The following is a 23135-nucleotide window of genomic DNA, read 5'->3' as shown; positions in this document are numbered from 1 at the left end:
TCTCTCTGTCTAGTGACGGGGTACGGACTACCAGCGGTAGTGCGCGAAGGCCTTGTTGGACTCGGCCATCTTGTGGGTGTCCTCGCGACGCTTCACGGAAGCGCCCAGGCCGTTGCTGGCGTCGAGGATCTCGTTCATCAGGCGCTCGGTCATGGTCTTCTCGCGACGGGCGCGGGAGTAACCGACCATCCAGCGCAGCGCCAGGGTGCTGGCGCGGCCCGGACGGACCTCGACCGGAACCTGGTAGGTCGCGCCACCGACACGGCGGGACTTGACCTCGAGGGCCGGCTTGACGTTCTCCAGCGCGCGCTTCAGCGCGACGACCGGGTCCGAGCCGGTCTTCTCACGGACGCCCTCGAGGGCGCCGTAGACGATCCGCTCGGCGGTGGAGCGCTTGCCGTGCAGCAGGATCTTGTTGACCAGCTGGGTGACGACCGGGGAGCCGTAAACCGGGTCGATGATGACCGGGCGCTTCGGGGCGGGGCCCTTACGAGGCATTCTTACTTCTCCTTCTTGGCGCCGTAGCGGCTGCGAGCCTGCTTGCGGTTCTTGACACCCTGGGTGTCGAGCGAACCGCGGATGATCTTGTAGCGGACACCAGGAAGGTCCTTCACACGACCACCGCGCACCAGCACGATGGAGTGCTCCTGCAGGTTGTGGCCCTCGCCCGGGATGTAAGCGGTGACCTCGATCCCGCTGGTGAGGCGCACACGGGCGACCTTACGAAGCGCCGAGTTCGGCTTCTTCGGGGTGGTCGTGTACACACGCGTGCAGACCCCACGGCGCTGCGGGGAACCCTTCAGCGCGGGAGTCTTGTTCTTCTCGACCTTGTCCTGCCGGCCCTTTCGGACCAGCTGCTGGATCGTAGGCACCGTTTCTCCGTTTTCTGTGTGCCAAGGCTTGGTGGAACTAACCTGCGGTGTCTCCCTCGCACACGACCCCGTGGTCGACCCACGCGGTCGGGTGTGTTGGGCTTGTTACGACACGGAATCCCATGGCTGATGTACAGCGACGGCGCTCTACGCGCGGAGCGCTGGAGGGCGCTCCGGCTCGGCGCGGCGGCCGGTGTGCATGCACGCACAAGGACCCGGGGACACCCCAGGCACAAGGTCAGAGCGTACCTAGCGCATGGGGCGCGGTCAAAACAAATGCAACGCCGCAGGTCGCGGCTGTCGGCCGGGTGTCGCGGGGGTGTCCCGCGAACGGCAGCCCGGTGACGAGCCGCCCTCCTGCCGCTCTACCACACCGGAGTGGCGTACGCCACTCGGCGCCCGGCGCGGCGGCGCCCTCCGGCGCTCAGCCCCGGCCCCCCGCCGCCAGGACGACCCCCAGGAACATCAGGGCCCAGAACGCGGAGCCCAGGTAGCCGACCACCAGCCCGATGACCGCCGCCCAGTCCCCGTCCTGGTTGCGCTGCCTGATCTGCGAGCGGGCGATGTGGCCGGTGATCACCGCGGGCAGCGACAGCCCGGACAGGCCGAGCACCATCGACGTGACGGCCAGGCCGTTGGTGGAGCGCACCTGGTACGGCGGGTACGGCATCGGCGGCGGCGGGTACGGCTGGAACGTCTGCGGCACCGGGCGCCCGTCGAACGCCGCCGGCGGCACCACCGGCCCGGACGGCAGGTCGGCGACCAGCACCGACAGCTGGCCGTAGGTCTGCGCGTGGGCCGCCGCCTCGTGGCGCTGCTCGTACTCCTCCAGCGACAGCCGGCCCTCGGCGTACGCCGCCTTCAGCACGTCGATCGTGCGGTCGCGGTCCGCGTGCGCCGCCCTCATCCCGGACTGCGGCGAAGGCTCACCCCAGGGCTGCACAGCCATCCGTCGCCTCCCGACACCCCGGCGCGCGCCGCGCGCCCAACTGGTCCTCATAGTGCCGGACGAACGGGGCGGCCGAGTAGTTGCCGGTTCACGGCAGGGGATTGCCGGAGCCGGTGTGCCTCACCCGTTCGGGGGACAAACTCAGGTCATCCTCAACTCGGACGACAGCCCGTTCGGCGAGTGACAGGCTGGATCCGCACGACCCGTCGACCAGAGAAGGCAACCATGCAGGCGTCAGCGCCTCCGCCGTCCGGAGCACCCGGACCCGCCACCCCGTCCGCCGCCTCCGCCGTCACCCCGTCCGCCGCTCCCGCCGCCTCCGCGGTGAGCATCCAGGGGCTCTGGAAGCACTTCGGCACCCAGGCCGCCGTCGCCGGGCTCAGCCTGGAGCTGCCGGCCGGCGCGTTCGTCGGACTGGTCGGCCCGAACGGCGCGGGCAAGACCACGACGCTCTCCATGGTCACCGGCCTGCTCCGGCCCGACCAGGGCACCGTCCTCGTGCACGGCGGCGACGTCTGGGCCGACCCGGTCGCCGTCAAGGCACGGATCGGCATCCTGCCCGAGGGCCTGCGGATGTTCGAGCGGCTCAGCGGGCGCGAGCTGCTGCAGTACAACGGGCGGCTGCGCGGCCTGCCCGGCGCCGAGGTGGACCGCCGGGCCGAGGAGCTGCTGGCCGTCCTGGACCTCGCCGCCGACGCCGACAAGCTCGTCGCCGACTACTCCACCGGCATGCGCAAGAAGATCGGCCTCGCCGCCGCGCTGCTGCACAACCCCGACGTGCTGTTCCTCGACGAACCCTTCGAGGGCGTCGACCCGGTCTCCGCGCAGACCATCCGCGGCGTGCTCAAGCGGTACGCGGCCGCCGGCTCGACGGTGGTCTTCTCCAGCCACGTCATGGAGCTCGTCGAGCAGCTCTGCGACTGGGTCGCCGTCGTCAACGCCGGCCGGGTCATCGCCCACGGGCCGCTGGACGCCGTCCGCGGCGGGCGCAGCCTGCACGAGGCCTTCCTCGACCTGATCGGCGTCCGCGAGGACGACGGGCAGGCGCTCGGCTGGCTCGGCGGCGGGAACGCCGGGGGCGGGCAGTGAGCGAGCGAAGGAAGCGAACCATCAAGAGGTGCGCGTTGCGCGAAGCGGCTGCCGAGCGCAGCGAGGTGGGCGCATGAGTGCGGCCGTCCCCGACGGGGGGACGGTCGTCCGCGCGCTCGTGGCGCTCAAGCTGCGGCTGCTGCGCAACGGGCTGAAGCGCAGCCGGGGCCGGGCCGGGGTGTACATCGTCGGAGCGGTGTTCGGCCTGCTCTTCGCCACCGGGATCGCCCTCGCCCTGGCGGTGCTCAACGGCCGGGTGGCCGGCTCCGGGGACGCCGGCGTGATGCTGCTCGGCGTGCTCACCCTCGGCTGGGCCGCCATCCCGCTGTTCCTGTTCTCCAGCGACGAGAGCGCCGACCCGACCCGGCTCACCATGCTGCCGCTGCGGCCCGGACCGCTGCTGCGCGGCTCGCTGCTGGCCAGCCTGATCGGGCCGGGACCGCTGGTCAGCCTGGTGCTCGTCACCGGTGCGGCGCTGTCCGGAGCGAACGGCGGCGCCTCGGCGGCGGCCGACCTGATCGGCGTGCCGCTCGCCGTGCTCTGCCTGGTCACGCTCTCCCGGGCGGTCGCGGCCGGCAACGCCCGGATGCTGTCCAGCCGGCGCGGCAAGGACTTCGCGATCTTCGGCGGACTGCTGTTCGCCCTGCTCGTCCAGGGCGCCAACGTCGGCTGGCAGAGCACCTTCGGCCGCCCCGACGCCAACGGACACCTCGACCTCGGCCCGCTGCGGCCGATCGCCGCCGTGCTGCGCTGGATCCCGCCGATCGGTGCGATGGACGCGGGCCGGACGGCCGGCGAGGGCCGGTACGCGCTCGCGCTGCTCCAGCTGGCGCTGGCCGGTGCGCTGCTCGCCCTGCTGCTGCGCTGGTGGCGGCGGAGCCTCCAGGAGCTGATGGTCACCGCGGACTCCTCGACCCTGGAGGTGGCCCGCGGGGTGCAGAGCTCGCGCGGCTGGGGCTTCCTGCCGGCCGGCCGGACCGGCGCGGTGATGCAGCGCCACCTGCGGTACGCCTGGCGCGAGCCGCGGGCCAAGGCGGCGGTGTTCACCAGCATCGGCATGACGCTGGTGATCTGCGTGCTGTCGGTGGTCCAGGGCTGGTCGAGCGTCTACCTGCTGGCGGCGACCGGGATGTTCCTCGGGCTGCAGATGCTCAACCTGTTCGGCATGGACGGCTCGGCGTTCTGGATGATCGCCGCGACCCTGCGCACCCCGGCCGACGCCCGCGACGAGCTGCGCGGACGGGCGTACGCGGTGCTGTCGTACGCGGTGCCGGTGACGCTGGTGCTCGCCGTGGTGCTGACGGTCGTCACCGGGGACTGGGCGCACCTGCCGTCCGCGCTCGGCCTCGCCCTCGCGCTGCTGGGCTGCGGCATCGCGGTCGGCTCGATGCTGAGCGTGCTCGCGCCGTACACGATGCCCGCGGACAGCAACCCGATGCGCAACGCCGCACCCGGGCAGAGCGGGCTGGTGCTGCTCAACCAGTTCGGGTCGATGCTCGGCGTCGCGCTGCTGGCGCTGCCCGTGGCCGGCTACCTGGGCTGGGCCCTCGCCGCCGACCGGCCCACCTGGCCGCTGCTGGCGGTCGGGCCGGTCTACGGCGGACTGATCGCGTACCTCGGCGTCCGCATGGCGGGCGCCCGCCTGCTGGAGCGCACCCCGGAGATCCTGGCCAAGGCCATAGAGCGCTGAGCGGTGCGGTGAGCGCGCCCGGTCCCCCGACCACGGGGGCCGGGCGCTTGCTCGTCCGGCTCGTCGGCACGGCCCGGCGCTCCGGCTGTGCCGGTCCCCCACCCCCCGGCCCCCAACGCACCACCACCCCGGCAGCGCTCGACCGCCCGTTCCCCCACCGCCCCCTCGGCCGCCCCCGGCGACGCCCGGCGCTCCGGCATCATGGCTGGAGGAAACCGGCCGTCGACGAGAGCAGGGACACACCGTGGGCAAGCGGGCGCAGCAGGGCGGCGGGGACGCCGGACCGCTGCTGGAGCAGGCGGTGCGGTCGGTGCTGACGGCCCCGGACGAGTTGCTGGATCTCGCGCTGGACACGGGCGCGTCGCTGCTGGCCGCGTCGGCCGGGCAGTGGCCGGCGGTGAGCCGGGCGGTGCTCGGGTACGCGGACACCGCCGTCGGACGGTGCTGGTCGGCGGGGTGGCGCCCGGCCGACCTGGCGCGGGTGGTCCGGCGCGAGCTGAAGCCCGTCCACCTCGCGCTCGCCGTGGACCTGATCGCCGCCGAGGGCCGCCGCCACCCGGCGGCCGCGCTGGACCGGCGCTGGCAGGAGCAGCTGCGCGAGCTGGAGACCGAGGTGTGGTGGCCCGGCGACGACGGCTACCTGACCGCCTTCGCCCAGCGCCACCGGCTGGACCGCTTCGCGCTCGCCACCGCCGCCCTGGAGCTGATCCGCACCTGGGGCCGGCTGCCCCCGATCGCCCCGGTCGGGCCCGCCCCCGGTTCCGCACCCGCGTCCGCGCGCGGCGCGGCCGGGCCGGTGCCGGGCGAGCCGAGGATGCTGGCGCGCATCCGGGCGCTGCTCGCGAAGGCCGAGTCCACCGAGTACCCGGAGGAGGCCGAGGCGCTGACCGCCAAGGCCCAGCAGCTGATGGCCCAGCACAGCATCGACGAGGCGCTGCTGGCCGCCGCCGGCGCGGACCGCGACGCCCCGGCGGCGCTGCGGATCGGCGTGGACAACCCGTACGAGGGCCCGAAGACGATGCTGTTGGACGCGGTCGCGGTGGCGAACCGGTGCCGGGTGGTGTGGGCCAAGGAGTTCGGCTTCTGCACGGTGGTCGGCTTCGACGGCGACCTGGACGGCGTCGAGCTGCTGTACACCTCGCTGCTGGTGCAGGCCACGCACGCGCTCAACAAGGCCGGCGCGGGCCGGGACTCGCGCACCAAGGCGTTCCGGCAGTCGTTCCTGGTCGCGTACGCGGCGCGGATCCGCGAGCGGCTGACCGCCGCCACCGAGCGGACGACCAGCGCCGCGGCCGCCGGACGGCACCTGCGCGAGGACGGCACCGAGGAGCAACTGCTGCCGGACGAGCGGCTGTTGCCCGCCCTCGCCGCCCGCTCCGAGGCGGTGGACGACGAGGTCGGCCGGCTGTTCCCGAAGCTGGTGTCGCAGCGCGTGCGGGTGAGCGACGGCGAGGGCTGGGCGGCCGGCCGGGCCGCCGCGGACCGGGCCGCCCTGCACGGGCGCGCCGGGGAGATCCGCCGGTAGCGGGCCGTTCGCGCCGGGTGACCCGACGGCCGGGGTGACCTGATAGAACGTAGTCCGCCACGAACACAAGGGGGATCGACGTGACGGATTCGGCGGCCGACGCGGGCTACCGCGACCGCGTGCGCGGAACGCTGCTCGGCGGCGCGATCGGCGACGCGCTGGGCTGGCCGGTGGAGTTCCAGCAGCTGCACCAGATCCGGGACCAGCACGGGCCGGACGGCGTGACCGGGCCGCCGCCCGCGGCGCGCCCCGGGACGGTCGAGGTCACCGACGACACCCAGATGACGCTGTTCACCGCCGAGGGCCTGATCCGCGGCTTCGTCCGCGGCTGGTCGGGCGGCGGCGGATCGGTGCCGGAGGCCGTCCACGGCGCCTACCGGCGCTGGCTGCTGACCCAGTACCAGCCCGCGCCGGACGCCGCACCGCTCCCCCGCCCGTACGACGGCTGGCTGCTGCGGCAGCCGTTCCTGTACGCCCGGCGGGCGCCGGGCAACGCCTGCCTGAGCGGGGTGTCCGAGCACCCGGTGTTCGAGCCGCCGGCCCGGATCGGGCAGCCGGGACCGGTCAACCCGGGCTCCAAGGGCTGCGGCACGGTGATGCGCTCGGCGCCGTTCGGGCTGGCCAGGCTGGGCGCGGACCAGGCGTTCGGGCTGGCCGTTCAGTGCGCCCAGCTGACCCACGGGCACCCCACCGGCTACCTCGCGGCGGGCGCGTTCGCGGCGCTCGTCGAGCGGCTCGTAAACGGCACCGAGCCGTGGGCGGCGGTCGGCGAGACCGTCGACCAGATCCGCGAGCTGCCGGGTTCGAAGGAGACGGTGCAGGCGCTGGCCCGGGCCGTGCGGGTGGCGCAGGAGTCGGAGCCGTCGGCGGAGGCGGTGGAGCGGGTCGGGCTCGGCTGGATCGCCGAGGAGTGCCTGGCCATCGCGGTGTACTCGTTGCTGGCCGCGACCCTGGACCCCGACCCGGTGCGCACCGCGCTGCTGCTGTCGGTGAACCACTCCGGGGACAGCGACTCCACCGGCGCCGTCTGCGGCAACCTCACGGGTGCCGCGTACGGCGCCGCGGCCCTGCCGCCCGAGTGGGCGGGGGCCGTCGAGGGCCGGGCGGAGCTGCTGCGGGTCGCGGACGACCTGCTGGTGCTGTTCGGCAGCCGCGATCCGTCCCATCCGGCGCTCGGCGGGCGCTACCCGGCCTGGTGAGCCGCTTCCGGCGGCCTACCCGGCCGCCGGGTCGGTGACCTGTCCGAGGAAGAGCGGCCGCCCGCCGGCGGTGTCCCGGATCAGGAACAGGAACGGCCGGTCGACGTGCAGCTCGGCGGGGTGCATGGCCGGCGCCGCCGCTCCGGCCATCCCGGCACCGCTGCCGGCCGCCGCGACCGTGCCCTCCTCGTCGACCTCGATGGTGGCCTTCTGCACCACCGGGCCGACGGCGAGCGGCTCCTTGGAGATGCCGCCGAAGTCGGCCTTGTCGCCGAAGGCCGTGCTGACGCCGAGCGCGCGCAGGGCGGGGGTGAGCTCGTTGGACGTGTCGAAGTGGAAGCGCGGGAGCTCCAGGTCGACGGGCCTGGCGGCGAGGCCGCCGAGGATGCGGTCGAGCTGGGCCTGGTCGAGCCCCTTGGTGAAGGCGGCGAAGCCGCCCTGCGCGGGGACGATCACATCCATCGCCAACCCGCCTCCGGCGTACGGGAGTTCGACGGCCTGCCAGGGCTCGCCGACGATCCCGCCGGAGCCCTCGGCGTACTTGAGGCTGCCGCTCTGGGCCATCGTGCTCACGTTCGGGGCGGAGCCGTCGAGCTTGTGGAACGGGCGGTCGGCGGTGTGCGCCGGCTTGAACGGGGAGGCCCACTTCGCCTTCAGGTAGAGCGCGTCGGTGAGGACCAGCCGGGTCTGGGCGGTGACCTGGCCCTGCGCGAAGAGGTCCTTGATCCGTCCGTCGGTGGCCTTCTCCACGGCCGCGTTGACGGCCTTGCGGGCGCCCTCCGGATCCTTGCGGAAGTCGGCGGGGTGCACCCCGGTGTCGAAGGCGTCGGCCAGGGTCTGCAGGTAGTCGGGCTGCACGGGGTAGCCCTGCTGGGTCCAGAGGTCGTCGGACCGGCGCAGCGTGACGTCGTCGCCGCCCTGGACCGGGCGGTCGAGCGCGCCGGTGGCGAGGGCGTACTGCTGCGGGGTGAGGCTCGTGTGCAGGGCCTTGGTGAGCTCGTCGGCGGTGGTGCCGCGGGCGCCGGGCACCAGCATCGCGAGCAGGGTGGCCAGGCCGGACGGCGAGAGCACGACGTTGCGGTCGGCGCCGTCCGGAGTGGCGGTGAGGGCGTGGAGGAGGTCCAGGCCGAAGGCGCCGGTGCCGGCGGCGGTGGCGGTCACCTGTGCCGGATCGACCGCGGGACCGGTGCCGGACGCCGACACCCGGAGCACCGGCGGCGCGGCGGGCGTGGCGGCGCCGGTGCTGCCGCAGCCCGCGACCAGCGGGGCGGCGAGCGCGGCGGCGAGGAGCACCGCCGCCGGGCGACGGGAGCTACGGCGGGTTCCGTGAGGGCTGCGGTACGTCATGGCCCTTCGACGCGCCCGCCCGCCCACCGGTTCCCGCCGTCCGGCTCAGTCCCAGAGCGCGCCGAACTCCAGGAGCTCGTCGCGGTGCTCGATCCGCTCGACCCAGTCGGCCGGCCAGGCCGCCTCACCGTGGTGGGCGCCGGCGAAGGCGCCGGTCAGGCAGGCGAGGGAGTCGGAGTCGCCGCTGGAGTAGGCGGCGCGGCGGACGGCGGCCACCGGGTCGTCCGGCAGCAGCAGGAAGCAGAGCAGGCCGGTGGCGAAGGCCTCCTCGGCGATCCAGCCCTCGCCGGTGGCCAGGCACGGGTCGGCCTCGACGTCGGGCGCGGCGAGGGCGGCGTCGACCTGGTCGAGCGACTTCAGGCAGTCGTCCCAGCCGCGGGCGATGACGGACTGCGGGGAGCCGCCGAGCCAGCGGTCGGCGAGGTCGCCGAGCCAGAAGTCGTCGTACCGGTCGCGCCGGGCGAGCGCGTAGGCCCGCAGCACCGCGGTCAGGCCGGCCGGCGGCACGCCCTCGGCGAGCTTGCGGACGGCGTACGCGGTGAGGTCGCTCGCGGCGAGCGCGGTCGGGTGGCCGTGGGTGAGCGCGGACTGCAGCTGCGCGGCGCCGGAGTGCTGCCGGGCGTCGAGCTCGCGGATCAGGCCGATCGGGGCGACCCGCATGTTGGCGCCGCAGCCCTTGGATCCGACGTCGCTCGCCTGCTGCCAGCGGAACTTCTCGTGGCTGAGCCGCTCGCAGGCGCGCAGGCAGGTCATGCCGGGGGCGCGGTTGTTGTCCGGTGAGCGCCACCAGTCGACGAACTCCTCGCGGACGGGCCGCTCCAGCCGCAGGGGCGTCAACGGCCCGCGGGCGAGGGCGGTGCGCAGGCCGCGGGCGAGGGCGAGCGTCATCTGGGTGTCGTCGGTGATCAACGCCTTCGTCGGCAGCGGCAGTTGCCGCCAGTCGGGCCAGTCGTTCGCGATCGCCTCGACCGTCTTGAACTCCGTCACCCGGCCGATCGCGTCCCCGATCGCCAGACCCAGCAGCGTGCCCGTCGCCTTGCCCACGGCCGCTCCCCCTCTTCCGTCACACCTCGACCAACAGCTCTTCCAGCCCCCGGATCACGTAGCCCGGGCGCCACTCGGGCTCGCGGACGAGCCGCAGGCCCGGCGCCCGGCGCAGCAGCGCGCCGTACGACTCGGTGAGCTCCAGTCTGGCGAGCGGGGCGCCGAGACAAAAGTGGATTCCGGCGCCGAAGGTGACGTGCGGGTTGTCGGTGCGGCCGAGGTCGAGCCGGTCGGGGTCGGCGAAGCGCTCCGGGTCGCGGTTGGCGGAGCCGAAGAGCAGGGCGATCTCGGAGCCGCGCGGGACGGTGACGCCGCGGACCTCGATGTCCTCCAGCACCCAGCGCTCGAACATCTGCAGCGGGGTGTCCCAGCGCATCAGTTCCTCGACGGCGGTGGGCAGCAGGCCGTCCACGTCGCCGCGCAGCCGGGCGAGTTCGCCGGGGTTGCGGAACAGCGCCCACCAGCCGTTGCCGGTGGTGTTGACGGTGGCCTCGTGGCCGGCGTTGAGCAGCAGCACGCAGGTGGAGATCATCTCCTGCTCGCTGAGCGCGTCGGTGCCCTCCTGGGCCTGGACGAGCGCGCTGATCAGGTCGGTGCCGGGGGCGGCGCGGCGCTCGCGGATCAGGGCGCGCAGGTAGTCGGAGAACTCGATGCTCGCGGTGACGGCCCGCCGGGCCGCCTCCTCGGTGGGGTTGAGCTCGAACATCCCGGTGATGTCGGCGGACCAGGGCCGCAGCAGGTGCCGGTCGGCCTCCGGGACGCCCAGCATCTCGGCGATGACGGCGACCGGCAGCGGCTCGGCGACGGCGGCGACGAGATCGCCGCCGCCGTCAGCCAGCAGTCCGTCCACGAGCTCCCCGGCGAGGCGCCGGACGGTTGGGCGCAGGCCCTCGACCATGCGCGGGGTGAAGGCCTTGGAGACCAGCCGGCGGATCCGGGTGTGGTCGGGCGCCTCCAGGTCGAGCAGCCCGTGGTCGTTGAGGGTGTGGAACGGCTCGTGCGCCGGGTCGGGCGCGGGCCGGCCGAACTCCTCGTGGCTGAAGCGGTGGGTGTACGTGCGCCCGAGGCGCCGGTCGCGCAGGAGCGCGCTGACGTCCTCGTGGCGCGAGACGAGCCACTGCTTCGTCGGCTCGTAGTACGTCACCGGCGCGTGCTCGCGCAGTTCGGCGTACGCGTCGTACGGGTGGGCCACGAACGCCGCCGACCAGGGGTCGAACTTCGCCGTCGTCGTCATCGGTCGATCACTCCAGGCCTAGAGGGGGGCCAGCCGGAAGGATCATCGTATGCAGGCGGTTCGTCCGACCTTAAGAGTGCTCGGCGAGCAACTTCCGCACCAGCGCCGGGAGGGCCGTGGAGATCGGCTCCCTGATCACCTCGTCCGCGGCCTCGTCGAACGGCGTCGGCTCGCCGTTCACGACGACCAGGCGGGCGCCGCCCTCCAGCGCGATCTGCGGCAGCGAGGCCACCGGGTAGACCTGGAGGCTGGTGCCGACCGCGACGAAGAGGTCGCAGGCCTTGGCGATCGCGTCGGCCTGCTGGAGCACCACCGGGTCCAGTGCCTCCCCGAACATCACCGTCCGCGGGCGCAGGATCCCGCCGCACTCCCGGCAGTCCGGGTCCGGCTTGCCCGCCTCGACCCGGGCCAGCGCCTCGGCCATGTCGCCGACCACCCGGCAGCGCGCGCACTGCACCTCCCGTGCGGTGCCGTGCAGTTCGAGCACCTTGCGGGCCGGCAGGCCGGCTCGCTGCTGCAGGCCGTCGACGTTCTGGGTCAGCACCCGCACGGGCAGCCCGGAACGCTCCAGGTCGACCAGCGCGCGGTGCCCGGCGTTCGGCTCGGCGGCCAGCGCGCCGGCGTCCCGGCGCATCAGCCAGGCCCGGCGGCGCACCTCGGGGTCGGCCAGGTACGGGCCGAGGGTGACCAGCTTCTGGGCCGACGGGTCGCGCTGCCAGAGCCCGTTCGGGCCGCGGTAGTCGGGGATGCCGGAGTCGGTCGAAATGCCCGCGCCGGTGAGCACGGCGATCAGTGGACGCTTGGTCATACCCGGACCGTACGGGGACGGGCCCGCCGGCGGCCACCGAAAATCCTCGCGCCCCCGCCGCCGGAAGTCCGGACGAGCTAGGCCAGGGCTGCCGTGCGCGGTGCGGCGCCGAGGCGCGCCAGCGGGGCCAGCGCGACCAGGTAGCAGGCGGCGGCCAGCGGGATGAACGCCAGGTCGACCATCGACGCGAGCGTCCCGGCCACCATGAGGACCGGGCTCCACCAGCGCAGCGTCCGGGCCGCGCCCACCGAGGCGGCGACCAGCAGGGCCAGCAGGCCGACGTAGAACAGCAGCGGGCCGACCTTGTACACGGCCTCGAGCACACCGGGGACGGCCTGGATCCGCTCGAACATCCGCGACTGCTCGTCCTTGGTCGCCGATGCCAGGCCGACGTACAGGTCGATCCCGATCTGGACCACCGAGGCCACCAGCCCCGTGAGCGCCACCCCCAGCACGGTGCCCGCCGCGAGCCGCCCGGCCGGCGTGCTGCGCGGGGCTATCAGCCGGCGCAGCCCCAGGAAGACCGGCGCGAACAGCAGCAGCCCGGCGAACATGAGCGCGTGTCCGGTCGTCCAGCCGAGGCCCGGCTCGCGGGAGCCGGGGACGAGGCGGATGCCGCCGTACAGCGCCATCAGGGCCGGGGCCCCGACGACGGCGTAGGCGGTGAGGCGGGTGCTGCGGGTGCTGGTGGTCCGAGCGGCGTTCATCTGCGTTCTCCCGTGGTGTCCGTGATCCGTTCTCCGACACCACGGATCCTGTCGGCCGGGGCCCTCGTCGCGGATCGCCCGCACCGGCGAACTGCCCGCCTCCCCCGCGCGGGGGAGGGCCCGGGACAGGCCTAGTCCTCCCCGGCCACCACCGCGCCGGACTCGTACGCGAACACCACCGCGTGCACCCGGTCGCGCAGCCCCAGCTTGCTCAGCACGTTGCTGACGTGCGTCTTCACGGTGTGCTCGCTGACCACCAGCTCCGCCGCGATCTCCGCGTTGGACAGCCCGCGCGCCAGCAGCCGCAGCGTCTCCTGCTCGCGCAGGGTCAGCTGCTCCAGCAGCTTGGACGGCGGACGGACGGCCCGCTCCGCCGTCCCCGGGCGGCGTGCCGCGAACTCGCCGATCAGCCGCTTCGTCACCGAGGGCGCGAGCAACGCCTCCCCCGAGGCGACCATCCGCACGCCGTGCGCCAGGTCGTCCCGGCGGACGTCCTTCAGCAGGAAGCCGCTCGCGCCCGCGTACAGCGCGTCGAAGACGTAGTCGTCGATGTCGAAGGTGGTCAGCATGATCACCTTGGTGGCCGGGAACTCCGCGCACACCCGCCGGGCCGCCTCCAGCCCGTCCATCACCGGCATGCGGACGTCCAGCAGCAGCACGTCGGGGCCGTGCTCGCGCACGGCCTCGACGGCCTCGGCGCCGTCGCACGCCTCGGCCACCACCTCGATGTCCGGCTGGGCGTCCAGGATCATCCCGAACCCGGCCCGCACCAGCTCCTGGTCGTCCGCGACGACCACCCGTATCGGCGTCATCCGCCCACCCTCTCCACCACCCCGGCCGGCCCCAACGGCAGCCGGGCAGTCACCAGGAAGCCCTCGCCGGCCGGGCCCGGACCGGCCTCGGCCCGCCCGCCGCAGGCGGCGGCCCGCTCCCGGATGCCGACCAGCCCGCGCCCGCCGGACCAGCCGCCCACCGCGCGGTCGGCGGCGAGCGGCACGCCACGGCCGTTGTCGGACACCACGACCTCCAGCGCCTCGCCGGCCCGGCGCACCCGGATCGCGGCCAGGTCGGCGCCGGAGTGCTTGACGGTGTTGGTCAGCGCCTCCTGCACGATCCGGTACGCCGCCGCCTCGACGTCGGCGGGCACCGCGCCCAGCCCGTCCGCGAGGTCGAGCTCCACCCGCAGGCCGGCCCGGCGCACCCGCTCGGCGACGTCGGCCAGTTCGGCCAGCCGCGGCTGCGGGGCCAGCTCGGGGCTCGCCCCGTCCTCCTTCAACACCCCCAGCACGCGCCGCAGTTGGACCATCGCGTCGCGGCCGGAATCGGCGATCGTGTCGAACGCGCGGATCGCCCGCTCCGGCTTGCTGTGCACCACCAGCGGCCCGGCCTCGGCCTGGATCACCATCAGCGACACGGCGTGCGCCAGGATGTCGTGCATCTCCCGCGCGATCCGGGCCCGCTCCTCGGCGACCGCCCTGGCCGCCTCGCTGGCCGTCCGCTCGCCCGCCTCGCGGGCCCGCGCCGCCTCCACCCGGGCCAGCTGCCGCTGGGCGCGCACCAGCGAGCCGAAGACGAACGAGCCGACCGACGTGAGCAGGCTGAACAGCATGCCGTTCGGCGAGTGGGTGCCCAGCACGTTGGCGAGCACCACGACCGCGAAGACCGTCCAGCGCTGCCGCTCCGAGGAGCGCTCCGCCACCGTGTAGATGCCGATCACCGCGTACAGCGGCAGCTGCGGGTTCGCCGAGTGCGCGACCAGCGACAGCACCACCGACGCCGCGCTGACCGCCGCCAGCGAGGTCAGCGTGAACCGGCGCCGCCACGGCAGCGGCAGCGCGGTCGAGACCGCGACCAGGTAGACCCACCAGGGCCACGCCACGTCGTCGTTGTAGACCGACCACACCGAGACCGCCGCCGAGGCCAGCGCCAGCAAGGTGTCCAGCACATACGGACTCCGCCCGGCCGTCCAGCCCCGCCAGCGCGCAGCGCGCTCCACCCTCGTACCTCCCCCGTACCCGGGGACGCCGCCCCCGCGGAGAAGATCATGCCCTACCGGCAGGACTTCCGGGACGGCCCGGGCGGCCGGACGCACGGGCCCGGCCGCGACCGCCCGGTCAGACACCGGAAACCGTCACACCACCGGTCCCGGCCCGCGCGGTGATGCTGCGCGCCGCCCCCGCCTTCGACGGGATGCCGAGGTCCACCCCGCCGACCCCCGCCTGCGCGTCCACCGCGTACTCCGCGCCGGCCGGCACCTTCAGCCGCACCCCGCCGGTCGACACCTTGGCCTCGACCTTCGTCGGGGCCGCCGCGAAGTCCGCCCGCACCCCGCCGTTGGTGGCGCTCAGCCGCACCTGCGGCGAGGTCAGCCCGGTCGCCTCGACGCCCCCGTTGTCCACCGACGCGTCGACCTCGGCGGCCAGCCCGACCAGGCGCACCCCGCCGGTCGTCTCCGTGACGGTGACCTTCGTCCCGGCCGGCACCTGTACGTCGTACCCGACACCGCACGCGTCGCAGTCGTACGTCAGCCGCAGCACGCCGTCCTTCACCTCGTGCGTGGCGCGCGGCGCGTCCCCCTTGTAGTTCTGCTTCTCGGTCACCTGGACCGCGGTGCCGCCGCCCGTGACGACGACCCCGCCGGTGTGCCCCTCGACCACCAGCTCCCGGACGCCGTCCGTGACGCCGTAGCTCACCGTGCGGTGCTCGTCGTCGCCGCCCCCGAACGGCAGGCACGCCGACATCCCGAACAGCACGGCCCCCGTGATCGCCACCGCACCCAGTACCCGCTTCATTCCCGGCCCCCTTCGCAAGCCCGTCATCCCGACACCGAGAAGACTCGCGCAGCGGCCCCCTCCCCCGCCTCCCTCCCCGGAGCGGTCCTCACCACTCCCCCGCACGGGGGATCCGGGCCCGGAAACGCCGCAGGGCGGCCACCCCCGTGAGGGGTGACCGCCCTGCGATCAGTGCTGCTCGACTCAGCCGGTGTACGGGCCGTAGTCGTAGTCGTCCAGCGGAACCGCCTGGCCGGAGCCGGCGCCGAAGGGCGACAGGTCGTAGTCGTCGTAGCCGACGGCCGAGTACATGGCGGCCTTGGCCTCCTCGGTCGGCTCGACCCGGATGTTGCGGTAGCGGGGCAGACCCGTACCGGCCGGGATGAGCTTACCGAGGATGACGTTCTCCTTGAGGCCCAGCAGCGGGTCCGACTTGGCGTGGATCGCCGCGTCGGTGAGGACCCGGGTCGTCTCCTGGAAGGAGGCGGCCGACAGCCAGGACTCGGTGGCCAGCGAGGCCTTGGTGATACCCATCAGCTGCGGACGGCCGGAGGCGGGGTGACCGCCCTCGGAGACCACACGACGGTTCTCGGTCTCGAAGCGGCCGCGCTCGACGAGCTCGCCCGGGAGCAGCTCGGCGTCGCCCGACTCGATGATCGTCACGCGGCGGAGCATCTGCCGGATGATGATCTCGATGTGCTTGTCGTGGATCGACACGCCCTGCGAGTTGTAGACCTTCTGGACCTCGGCGACCAGGTGGATCTGGACGGCACGCTGGCCCATGATGCGCAGGACGTCGTGCGGGTTGGTGGCACCCATGGTCAGCTTCTGGCCGACCTCGACCGCCTCGCCCTCGCTGACGAGCAGCTTCACGCGCTTGGACACCGGGTACGCGATCTCGTCGGTGCCGTCGTCCGGCGTGATGACGATCTTGCGGGTCTTCTCGGTGTCCTCGATCCGCGCCCGGCCGGTGGCCTCCGAGATCGGGGCCACACCCTTGGGGGTACGGGCCTCGAAGAGCTCGACGACACGCGGCAGACCCTGGGTGATGTCGTCACCGGCCACACCACCGGTGTGGAAGGTACGCATGGTCAGCTGGGTACCGGGCTCACCGATGGACTGGGCGGCGATGATGCCGACCGCCTCACCGATGTCGACCAGCTTGCCGGTGGCCAGCGAACGGCCGTAGCAGAAGGCACAGGTGCCGACGGCGGACTCACAGGTCAGGATCGAGCGGACCTTGACCTCGGCGATGCCGTGGCGGATCAGCTCGGCCATCAGCACGTCACCGAGGTCGGTGTTGGCGGTGGCGAGGAGCTTGCCGTCGACCGTGATGTCCTCGGCGAGCATGCGGGCGTAGACGCTGGTCTCGACGTCGTCGGCCTTGCGCAGCACGCCGTCGGCGCCCACGGAGCCGATCGACAGCTTCAGGCCGCGCTCGGTGCCGCAGTCCTCCTCGCGAATGATGACGTCCTGGGAGACGTCGACCAGACGACGGGTGAGGTAGCCGGAGTCGGCGGTACGGAGGGCGGTGTCGGCCAGACCCTTACGGGCACCGTGGGTGGAGATGAAGTACTCCAGCACGGTGAGACCCTCACGGAACGACGCCTTGATGGGTCGCGGGATGGTCTCGTTCTTGGCGTTCGACACCAGACCACGCATACCGGCGATCTGGCGCATCTGCATCATGTTTCCACGAGCACCCGAGTCGACCATCATGAAGATGGGGTTCGTCTTCGGGAAGTTCTCGTTCATGGCCTCGGCGACCTCGTTGGTCGCCTGGGTCCAGATGCCGATGAGCTCCTGCTTGCGCTCGTCGTTGGTGATCAGGCCGCGCTCGTACTGACGCTGGACCTTCTCCGCCTTCGCCTCGTAGCCCTCCAGGATCTGGGGCTTGTTCGGCGGGACGACGACGTCGGAGATCGAGACGGTGACACCCGAGCGGGTCGACCAGTGGAAGCCGGCCGACTTCAGGTTGTCCAGGGTCGCCGCGACGACGACCTTGGGGTAGCGCTCCGCCAGGTCGTTGACGATCGCGGAGAGCTGCTTCTTGCCCACCTCGTAGTCGACGAACGGGTAGTCCTCGGGCAGCAGCTCGTTGAAGAGCGCGCGGCCCAGGGTGGTGCCCAGGCGGAAGGGCTCGCCCTCGAACCAGGTCGACTGGCCGTCCTCGTCCACCGGGGCGGTCCAGCCGCGCGGCGGGACGGTGCCGGCGCCGAGGCGCAGCTCGATCGGGGCCTGGACGTCCAGCTCGCGGGCGTCGAAGGCCATGATCGCCTCGGCGGTCGACGAGAAGGTGCGGCCGGCGCCCTTCACGTTGTCGCGGTCCGAGGTCAGGAAGAACAGACCGAGCACCATGTCCTGGGTCGGCATGGTGACGGGGCGACCGTCGGCCGGCTTCAGGATGTTGTTCGAGGACAGCATCAGGATGCGGGCCTCGGCCTGCGCCTCCGCGGAGAGCGGCAGGTGGACGGCCATCTGGTCACCGTCGAAGTCCGCGTTGAACGCGGTGCAGACGAGCGGGTGGATCTGGATGGCCTTGCCCTCGACCAGCTGCGGCTCGAAGGCCTGGATGCCGAGGCGGTGCAGGGTGGGCGCACGGTTCAGCAGGACCGGGTGCTCGGCGATGACCTCTTCGAGCACGTCCCACACGACCGGGCGGGCGCGCTCGACCATGCGCTTGGCCGACTTGATGTTCTGCGCGTGGTTCAGGTCCACCAGGCGCTTCATCACGAACGGCTTGAAGAGCTCCAGCGCCATGGCCTTCGGCAGACCGCACTGGTGCAGCTTGAGCTGCGGGCCGACGACGATGACCGAACGGGCCGAGTAGTCGACTCGCTTGCCGAGGAGGTTCTGGCGGAAACGACCCTGCTTGCCCTTCAGCATGTCGCTGAGGGACTTCAGCGGGCGGTTGCCCGGACCGGTGACCGGACGGCCGCGGCGGCCGTTGTCGAACAGCGCGTCGACGGCCTCCTGGAGCATGCGCTTCTCGTTGTTCACGATGATCTCGGGGGCACCGAGGTCGAGCAGGCGCTTCAGGCGGTTGTTGCGGTTGATGACGCGGCGGTACAGGTCGTTCAGGTCGGAGGTCGCGAAGCGGCCACCGTCCAGCTGCACCATCGGACGCAGGTCCGGCGGGATGACCGGGACGCAGTCCAGCACCATGCCGTTGGGCTTGTTGGTGGTCTGCAGGAACGCGGAGACGACCTTGAGGCGCTTGAGCGCACGGGTCTTCTTCTGGCCCTTGCCGGTGCGGATGATCTCGCGCAGGCGCTCGGACTCCTCCGCCAGGTCGAAGGTCTCCAGGCGGTCCTTGAGGGCCGCCGCACCCATCGAGCCGGAGAAGTAGGTGCCGAAGCGGTCGCGCAGCTCGCGGTAGAGCAGCTCGTCGCCCTCAAGGTCCTGGACCTTGAGGTTCTTGAAGCGGGCCCACACCTCGTCGAGGCGGTCGAGCTCGCGCTGCGCGCGGTCGCGCAGCTGCTTCATCTCGCGCTCGGCGCTCTCGCGCACCTTGCGGCGCACGTCGGCCTTGGCGCCCTCGGCCTCCAGCTCGGCCAGGTCGGTCTCGGCCTTCTTGGCGCGGCCTTCGAGGTCGGCGTCGCGGCGGTTCTCGATCTGCTGGCGCTCGACGGAGACGTGCGCCTCCAGCGACGGCAGGTCGCGCTGACGGCGCTCGTCGTCGACCCAGGTGATCATGTAGGCGGCGAAGTAGATGACCTTCTCGAGGTCCTTCGGCGCCAGGTCGAGCAGGTAGCCGAGGCGGGACGGCACACCCTTGAAGTACCAGATGTGGGTGACCGGGGCGGCCAGCTCGATGTGGCCCATCCGCTCGCGGCGCACCTTGGCGCGGGTCACCTCGACGCCGCAGCGCTCACAGATGATGCCCTTGAAGCGGACGCGCTTGTACTTACCGCAGTAGCACTCCCAGTCCCGGGTGGGGCCGAAGATCTTCTCGCAGAAGAGTCCGTCCTTTTCGGGCTTCAGGGTGCGGTAGTTGATGGTCTCCGGCTTCTTGACCTCGCCGTGCGACCACTGGCGGATGTCGTCGGCGGTGGCCAGGCCGATGCGGAGCTCGTCGAAGAAGTTGACGTCAAGCACTGGTCGTCAAGCCCTCTTTCGTAAGTCGAGAGTCGTTCATGTGGTCTGAGGGGGGCCTGGGGGCGGGCCGGCCCGGTCAGCGGGCCGGCCCAACCTCCGTCAGACCTCTTCGACGCTGCTCGGCTCGCGCCGGGACAGGTCGATGCCGAGCTCCTCGGCGGCGCGGAAGACGTCCTCGTCGGAGTCCCGCATCTCGATGGACTGGCCGTCCGAGGACAGCACCTCCACGTTGAGGCAGAGCGACTGCATTTCCTTGATGAGGACCTTGAAGGACTCGGGAATGCCGGGCTCGGGGATGTTCTCGCCCTTGACGATGGCCTCGTAGACCTTCACGCGGCCGAGCACGTCGTCGGACTTGATGGTGAGCAGCTCCTGCAGCGCGTAGGCCGCGCCGTACGCCTCGAGGGCCCACACCTCCATCTCACCGAAGCGCTGACCACCGAACTGCGCCTTACCACCGAGCGGCTGCTGGGTGATCATCGAGTACGGACCGGTCGAACGGGCGTGCAGCTTGTCGTCGACCAGGTGGTGCAGCTTGAGGATGTACATGTAGCCGACCGAGACCGGCATCGGGAACGGCTCGCCGGAGCGGCCGTCGAACAGGCGGGCCTTGCCGGTGGAGTTCACCAGGCGCTCGCCGTCACGGGTGAGCGTGGTGTTGTCCAGCAGGCCGGTGATCTCGTCCTCGCGGGCGCCGTCGAAGACCGGGGTGGCGAGGTTGGTGCCGCCCTGGACGGTGTCGGCGCCGATCGCCTGCAGGCGCTGGGCCCACTCGTCGGCGAGGCCGGAGACGTCCCAGCCCTGCTTGGCGAGCCACCCGAGGTGAATCTCCAGGACCTGCCCGGGGTTCATTCGGGACGGGACGCCCAGCGGGTTGAGGATGATGTCGACCGGGGTGCCGTCCTCCAGGAACGGCATGTCCTCGACCGGCAGGATCTTGGAGATGACGCCCTTGTTGCCGTGACGGCCGGCGAGCTTGTCACCGTTGGTGATCTTGCGCTTCTGGGCCACGTAGACGCGGACCAGCTGGTTGACGCCCGGGGGCAGCTCGTCGCCCTCTTCGCGGTCGAAGACGCGGACGCCGATGACCTTGCCGGACTCACCGTGCGGGACCTTCAGCGAGGTGTCGCGGACCTCACGGGCCTTCTCGCCGAAGATCGCGCGGAGCAGGCGCTCCTCGGGGGTCAGCTCGGTCTCGCCCTTCGGGGTGACCTTGCCGACCAGGATGTCGCCGGTGACGACGTCGGCGCCGATGCGGATGATGCCGCGCTCGTCGAGGTCGGCGAGGACCTCCTCGGAGACGTTCGGGATGTCCCGGGTGATCTCCTCGGGGCCGAGCTTGGTGTCACGGGCGTCGACCTCGTGCTCCTCGATGTGGATCGAGGAGAGGACGTCGTCCTGCACGAGGCGCTGCGACAGGATGATCGCGTCCTCGTAGTTGTGACCCTCCCACGACATGAACGCCACGAGCAGGTTCTTGCCGAGGGCCATCTCGCCCTCGTCGGTGCACGGGCCGTCGGCCAGGACCTGGCCGGTCTCGACCCGGGCGCCCTCGTCCACGAGCACCTTCTGGTTGAAGGCGGTGCCCTGGTTCGAGCGGGTGAACTTGGCGGCGCGGTACGTGGTGTAGGTGCCGTCGTCGTTCGCCACGGTGACGTAGTCGGCCGAGACCTCCTGGACGACACCGGCCTTCTCGGCGGTGATGACGTCGGCGGCGTCGACGGCGCAGCGGTACTCCATGCCGGTGCCGACCAGCGGGGCCTCGCTCTTCAGCAGCGGCACCGCCTGGCGCATCATGTTCGAGCCCATGAGCGCGCGGTTGGCGTCGTCGTGCTCGAGGAACGGGATCATGGCGGTCGCGACCGACACCATCTGGCGCGGCGAGACGTCCATGTAGTCGATCTCGGAGCCCGGGATGTAGTCGATCTCGCCGCCACGGCGGCGGACCAGGACGCGAGGCTCGGCGAAGTGCAGGTCCGCGGTCAGCGGGGCGTTCGCCTGGGCGATGACGTAGCGGTCCTCCTCGTCGGCGGTGAGGTAGTCCACCTGCTCGGTGACGACACCGTCGACGACCTTGCGGTACGGGGTCTCGATGAAGCCGAACGCGTTGACCCGGCCGTACGAGGCGAGCGACCCGATCAGACCGATGTTCGGGCCTTCGGGGGTCTCGATCGGACACATGCGCCCGTAGTGCGAGGGGTGCACGTCACGGACCTCGAAGCCGGCGCGCTCACGGGAGAGACCACCGGGACCGAGGGCGGACAGACGGCGCTTGTGGGTCAGGCCCGACAGCGGGTTCGTCTGGTCCATGAACTGCGACAGCTGGCTGGTGCCGAAGAACTCCTTGATGGAGGCGACGACCGGCCGGATGTTGATCAGGGTCTGCGGCGTGATCGCCTCGACGTCCTGGGTGGTCATGCGCTCGCGCACGACGCGCTCCATACGGGCGAGACCCGTACGGACCTGGTTCTGGATGAGCTCGCCGACGTTGCGCAGGCGGCGGTTGCCGAAGTGGTCGATGTCGTCGACCTCGACCACGATGTCGCGGCCGGTCTCGTCGTTCCACTCGGTCTCACCGGCGTGCAGCTTCACCAGGTACTTGATCGCACCGATGATGTCGGGCTCGGTGAGCACGCCGGAGTCCAGCGACTCGGCGTTGCCCAGCTTCCGGTTCACCTTGTAGCGGCCGACCTTCGCGAGGTCGTAGCGCTTCGGGTTGAAGTACAGGTTCTCCAGAAGCGTCTGCGCGGCCTCGCGCGTCGGCGGCTCGCCCGGACGCAGCTTGCGGTAGATGTCCAGCAGCGCGTCGTCCTGGCCCTGGGTGTGGTCCTTCTCCAGGGTGTTGCGCATGGACTCGTACTCGCCGAACTCCTCGAGAATCATCTCGTTGGTCCAGCCGAGCGCCTTCAGCAGCACGGTGACGGACTGCTTGCGCTTGCGGTCGATGCGGACGCCGACCATGTCGCGCTTGTCGATCTCCATCTCCAGCCAGGCACCACGCGAGGGGATGACCTTGCAGGAGTAGATGTCCTTGTCGGAGACCTTGTCCAGGGTGGAGTCGAAGTACACACCCGGGGAACGGACCAGCTGCGACACGACGACACGCTCGGTGCCGTTGATCACGAACGTGCCCTTGTGGGTCATGAGCGGGAAGTCGCCCATGAAGACCGTCTGAGACTTGATCTCACCGGTCTCGTTGTTGGTGAACTCGGCCGTGACGAAGAGCGGGGCCGCGTACGTGAAGTCACGGTCCTTGCACTCGTCAATCGAGTTCTTCGGCGGCTCGAAACGGTGGTCGCGGAAGGTCAGGGACATCGACCCGCTGAAGTCCTCGATCGGGGAGATCTCCTCGAAGATCTCCTCCAGACCGGACTTGGTGGGGACGTCCTGACCGTTCTCCAGCGCCGCCTCGACCCGGGACTTCCAGGCCGCGTTGCCGAGCAGCCAGTCAAAGCTCTCGGTCTGCAGGGCCAGGAGGTTGGGGACCTCGAGGGGCTCCTTGATCTTCGCGAAGGAGACGCGGAGCGGGGCGGTGGATGCGGCGGAATTGTTCGAGGCGTTGCGCGGCGCGGCCAAGAGGGGGGTCCTTCCGAGGGCTCGGAGCTCACTACGCGCGTACCAGCCGGGCCTGCATGGGCTTGGTCCCGCCTCCCTCGCCACTGGCCTCCGCCGGGACCGAAGTCCCAGGTCAGAGCCGCTTTGCGGAGGTGGTGCCAGACCCCTTCAGGGCAACGCAAACTCCGGGCGACGAGTCACGGAGCAGCTAACAGGCAGCGCAAAGGGACAGTGTAGCCAAAGGGCA

General features: G+C 72.0%; 17 protein-coding genes. 4 read left to right on the top strand and 13 right to left on the bottom strand.

The window, feature by feature from the left end; all coding sequences use genetic code 11:
* Positions 1–27 precede the first annotated feature (27 nt).
* The 3 genes from rpsG to ACFXDE_RS20090 form a co-directional block, all read right to left on the bottom strand.
* A complete protein-coding gene (rpsG, locus tag ACFXDE_RS20100) occupies positions 28–498 on the bottom strand; it encodes a 30S ribosomal protein S7 (RefSeq protein ID WP_148644378.1) in 471 nt (156 codons plus the stop codon).
* 2 nt (positions 499–500) lie between these two features.
* On the bottom strand, positions 501–872 hold the full coding sequence (gene rpsL / locus ACFXDE_RS20095; RefSeq protein ID WP_014144289.1) for a 30S ribosomal protein S12: 372 nt from the start codon (positions 870–872) through the stop codon (positions 501–503).
* Positions 873–1296: 424 nt separating this feature from the next.
* Positions 1297–1821, bottom strand: a complete 525-nt coding sequence (locus ACFXDE_RS20090) for a DUF1707 and DUF4190 domain-containing protein (RefSeq protein ID WP_380435883.1) — start codon at positions 1819–1821, stop codon at positions 1297–1299.
* A 225-nt stretch (positions 1822–2046) separates the two neighbouring features.
* Here ACFXDE_RS20090 and ACFXDE_RS20085 point away from each other — a divergent pair, with 225 nt between their 5' ends.
* The 4 genes from ACFXDE_RS20085 (at position 2047) to ACFXDE_RS20070 (ending at position 7324) form a co-directional block, all read left to right on the top strand.
* Positions 2047–2910, top strand: coding sequence for an ABC transporter ATP-binding protein (locus ACFXDE_RS20085; protein ID WP_380496033.1), 864 nt, complete (start codon positions 2047–2049; stop codon positions 2908–2910).
* A 73-nt stretch (positions 2911–2983) separates the two neighbouring features.
* Entirely contained in the window at positions 2984–4600 is a 1617-nt protein-coding gene (locus ACFXDE_RS20080) for a transporter (RefSeq protein WP_380496031.1), read from the top strand.
* A gap of 244 nt (positions 4601–4844) precedes the next feature.
* Positions 4845–6125: a DUF2786 domain-containing protein gene (locus ACFXDE_RS20075; RefSeq protein WP_380496029.1), complete on the top strand. Its 1281-nt coding sequence runs from the start codon at positions 4845–4847 to the stop codon at positions 6123–6125.
* An 80-nt stretch (positions 6126–6205) separates the two neighbouring features.
* Positions 6206–7324, top strand: coding sequence for an ADP-ribosylglycohydrolase family protein (locus tag ACFXDE_RS20070; protein ID WP_380496027.1), 1119 nt, complete (start codon positions 6206–6208; stop codon positions 7322–7324).
* Between the two features lie 15 nt (positions 7325–7339).
* On the opposite strand, the gene ACFXDE_RS20065 is transcribed toward ACFXDE_RS20070, so the two are convergent.
* From ACFXDE_RS20065 to rpoB, 10 genes are all read right to left on the bottom strand, one after another.
* Positions 7340–8617 carry a serpin family protein gene (locus tag ACFXDE_RS20065; protein WP_380496025.1) on the bottom strand — a complete coding sequence of 426 codons (1278 nt, stop codon included), beginning with the start codon at positions 8615–8617 and terminating at the stop codon, positions 7340–7342.
* Positions 8618–8716: 99 nt separating this feature from the next.
* Positions 8717–9715: an ADP-ribosylglycohydrolase family protein gene (locus ACFXDE_RS20060; protein WP_380496023.1), complete on the bottom strand. Its 999-nt coding sequence runs from the start codon at positions 9713–9715 to the stop codon at positions 8717–8719.
* Between the two features lie 19 nt (positions 9716–9734).
* The gene (locus ACFXDE_RS20055; RefSeq protein ID WP_380435869.1) at positions 9735–10949 is read right to left on the bottom strand and encodes a cytochrome P450; all 1215 of its coding nucleotides are present in this window, start codon (positions 10947–10949) and stop codon (positions 9735–9737) included.
* Between the two features lie 70 nt (positions 10950–11019).
* Entirely contained in the window at positions 11020–11757 is a 738-nt protein-coding gene (locus ACFXDE_RS20050; protein ID WP_380496021.1) for an NAD-dependent deacetylase, read from the bottom strand.
* A gap of 77 nt (positions 11758–11834) precedes the next feature.
* Positions 11835–12464, bottom strand: a complete 630-nt coding sequence (locus tag ACFXDE_RS20045) for a hypothetical protein (protein ID WP_380496019.1) — start codon at positions 12462–12464, stop codon at positions 11835–11837.
* A gap of 131 nt (positions 12465–12595) precedes the next feature.
* Positions 12596–13276: a response regulator gene (locus ACFXDE_RS20040; protein WP_380435863.1), complete on the bottom strand. Its 681-nt coding sequence runs from the start codon at positions 13274–13276 to the stop codon at positions 12596–12598.
* Positions 13273–14409 carry a sensor histidine kinase gene (locus tag ACFXDE_RS20035; RefSeq protein WP_380435861.1) on the bottom strand — a complete coding sequence of 379 codons (1137 nt, stop codon included), beginning with the start codon at positions 14407–14409 and terminating at the stop codon, positions 13273–13275. The genes ACFXDE_RS20040 and ACFXDE_RS20035 overlap by 4 nt, the downstream gene beginning before the upstream one ends.
* 169 nt (positions 14410–14578) lie before the next feature.
* On the bottom strand, positions 14579–15256 hold the full coding sequence (locus ACFXDE_RS20030) for a DUF4097 family beta strand repeat-containing protein (protein WP_380496016.1): 678 nt from the start codon (positions 15254–15256) through the stop codon (positions 14579–14581).
* 183 nt (positions 15257–15439) lie between these two features.
* The gene (locus ACFXDE_RS20025) at positions 15440–19333 is read right to left on the bottom strand and encodes a DNA-directed RNA polymerase subunit beta' (protein WP_380435857.1); all 3894 of its coding nucleotides are present in this window, start codon (positions 19331–19333) and stop codon (positions 15440–15442) included.
* Positions 19334–19432: 99 nt separating this feature from the next.
* Positions 19433–22909, bottom strand: coding sequence for a DNA-directed RNA polymerase subunit beta (gene rpoB, locus ACFXDE_RS20020; RefSeq protein ID WP_329930352.1), 3477 nt, complete (start codon positions 22907–22909; stop codon positions 19433–19435).
* Positions 22910–23135: the final 226 nt, after the last annotated feature.

This window comes from Kitasatospora sp. NPDC059408, assembly GCF_042751525.1.
Taxonomy (GTDB): Bacteria; Actinomycetota; Actinomycetes; order Streptomycetales; family Streptomycetaceae; genus Kitasatospora.
Note: the sequence above shows the minus strand (reverse complement) of the source record. Positions and strands in the feature narration are given on the sequence as shown.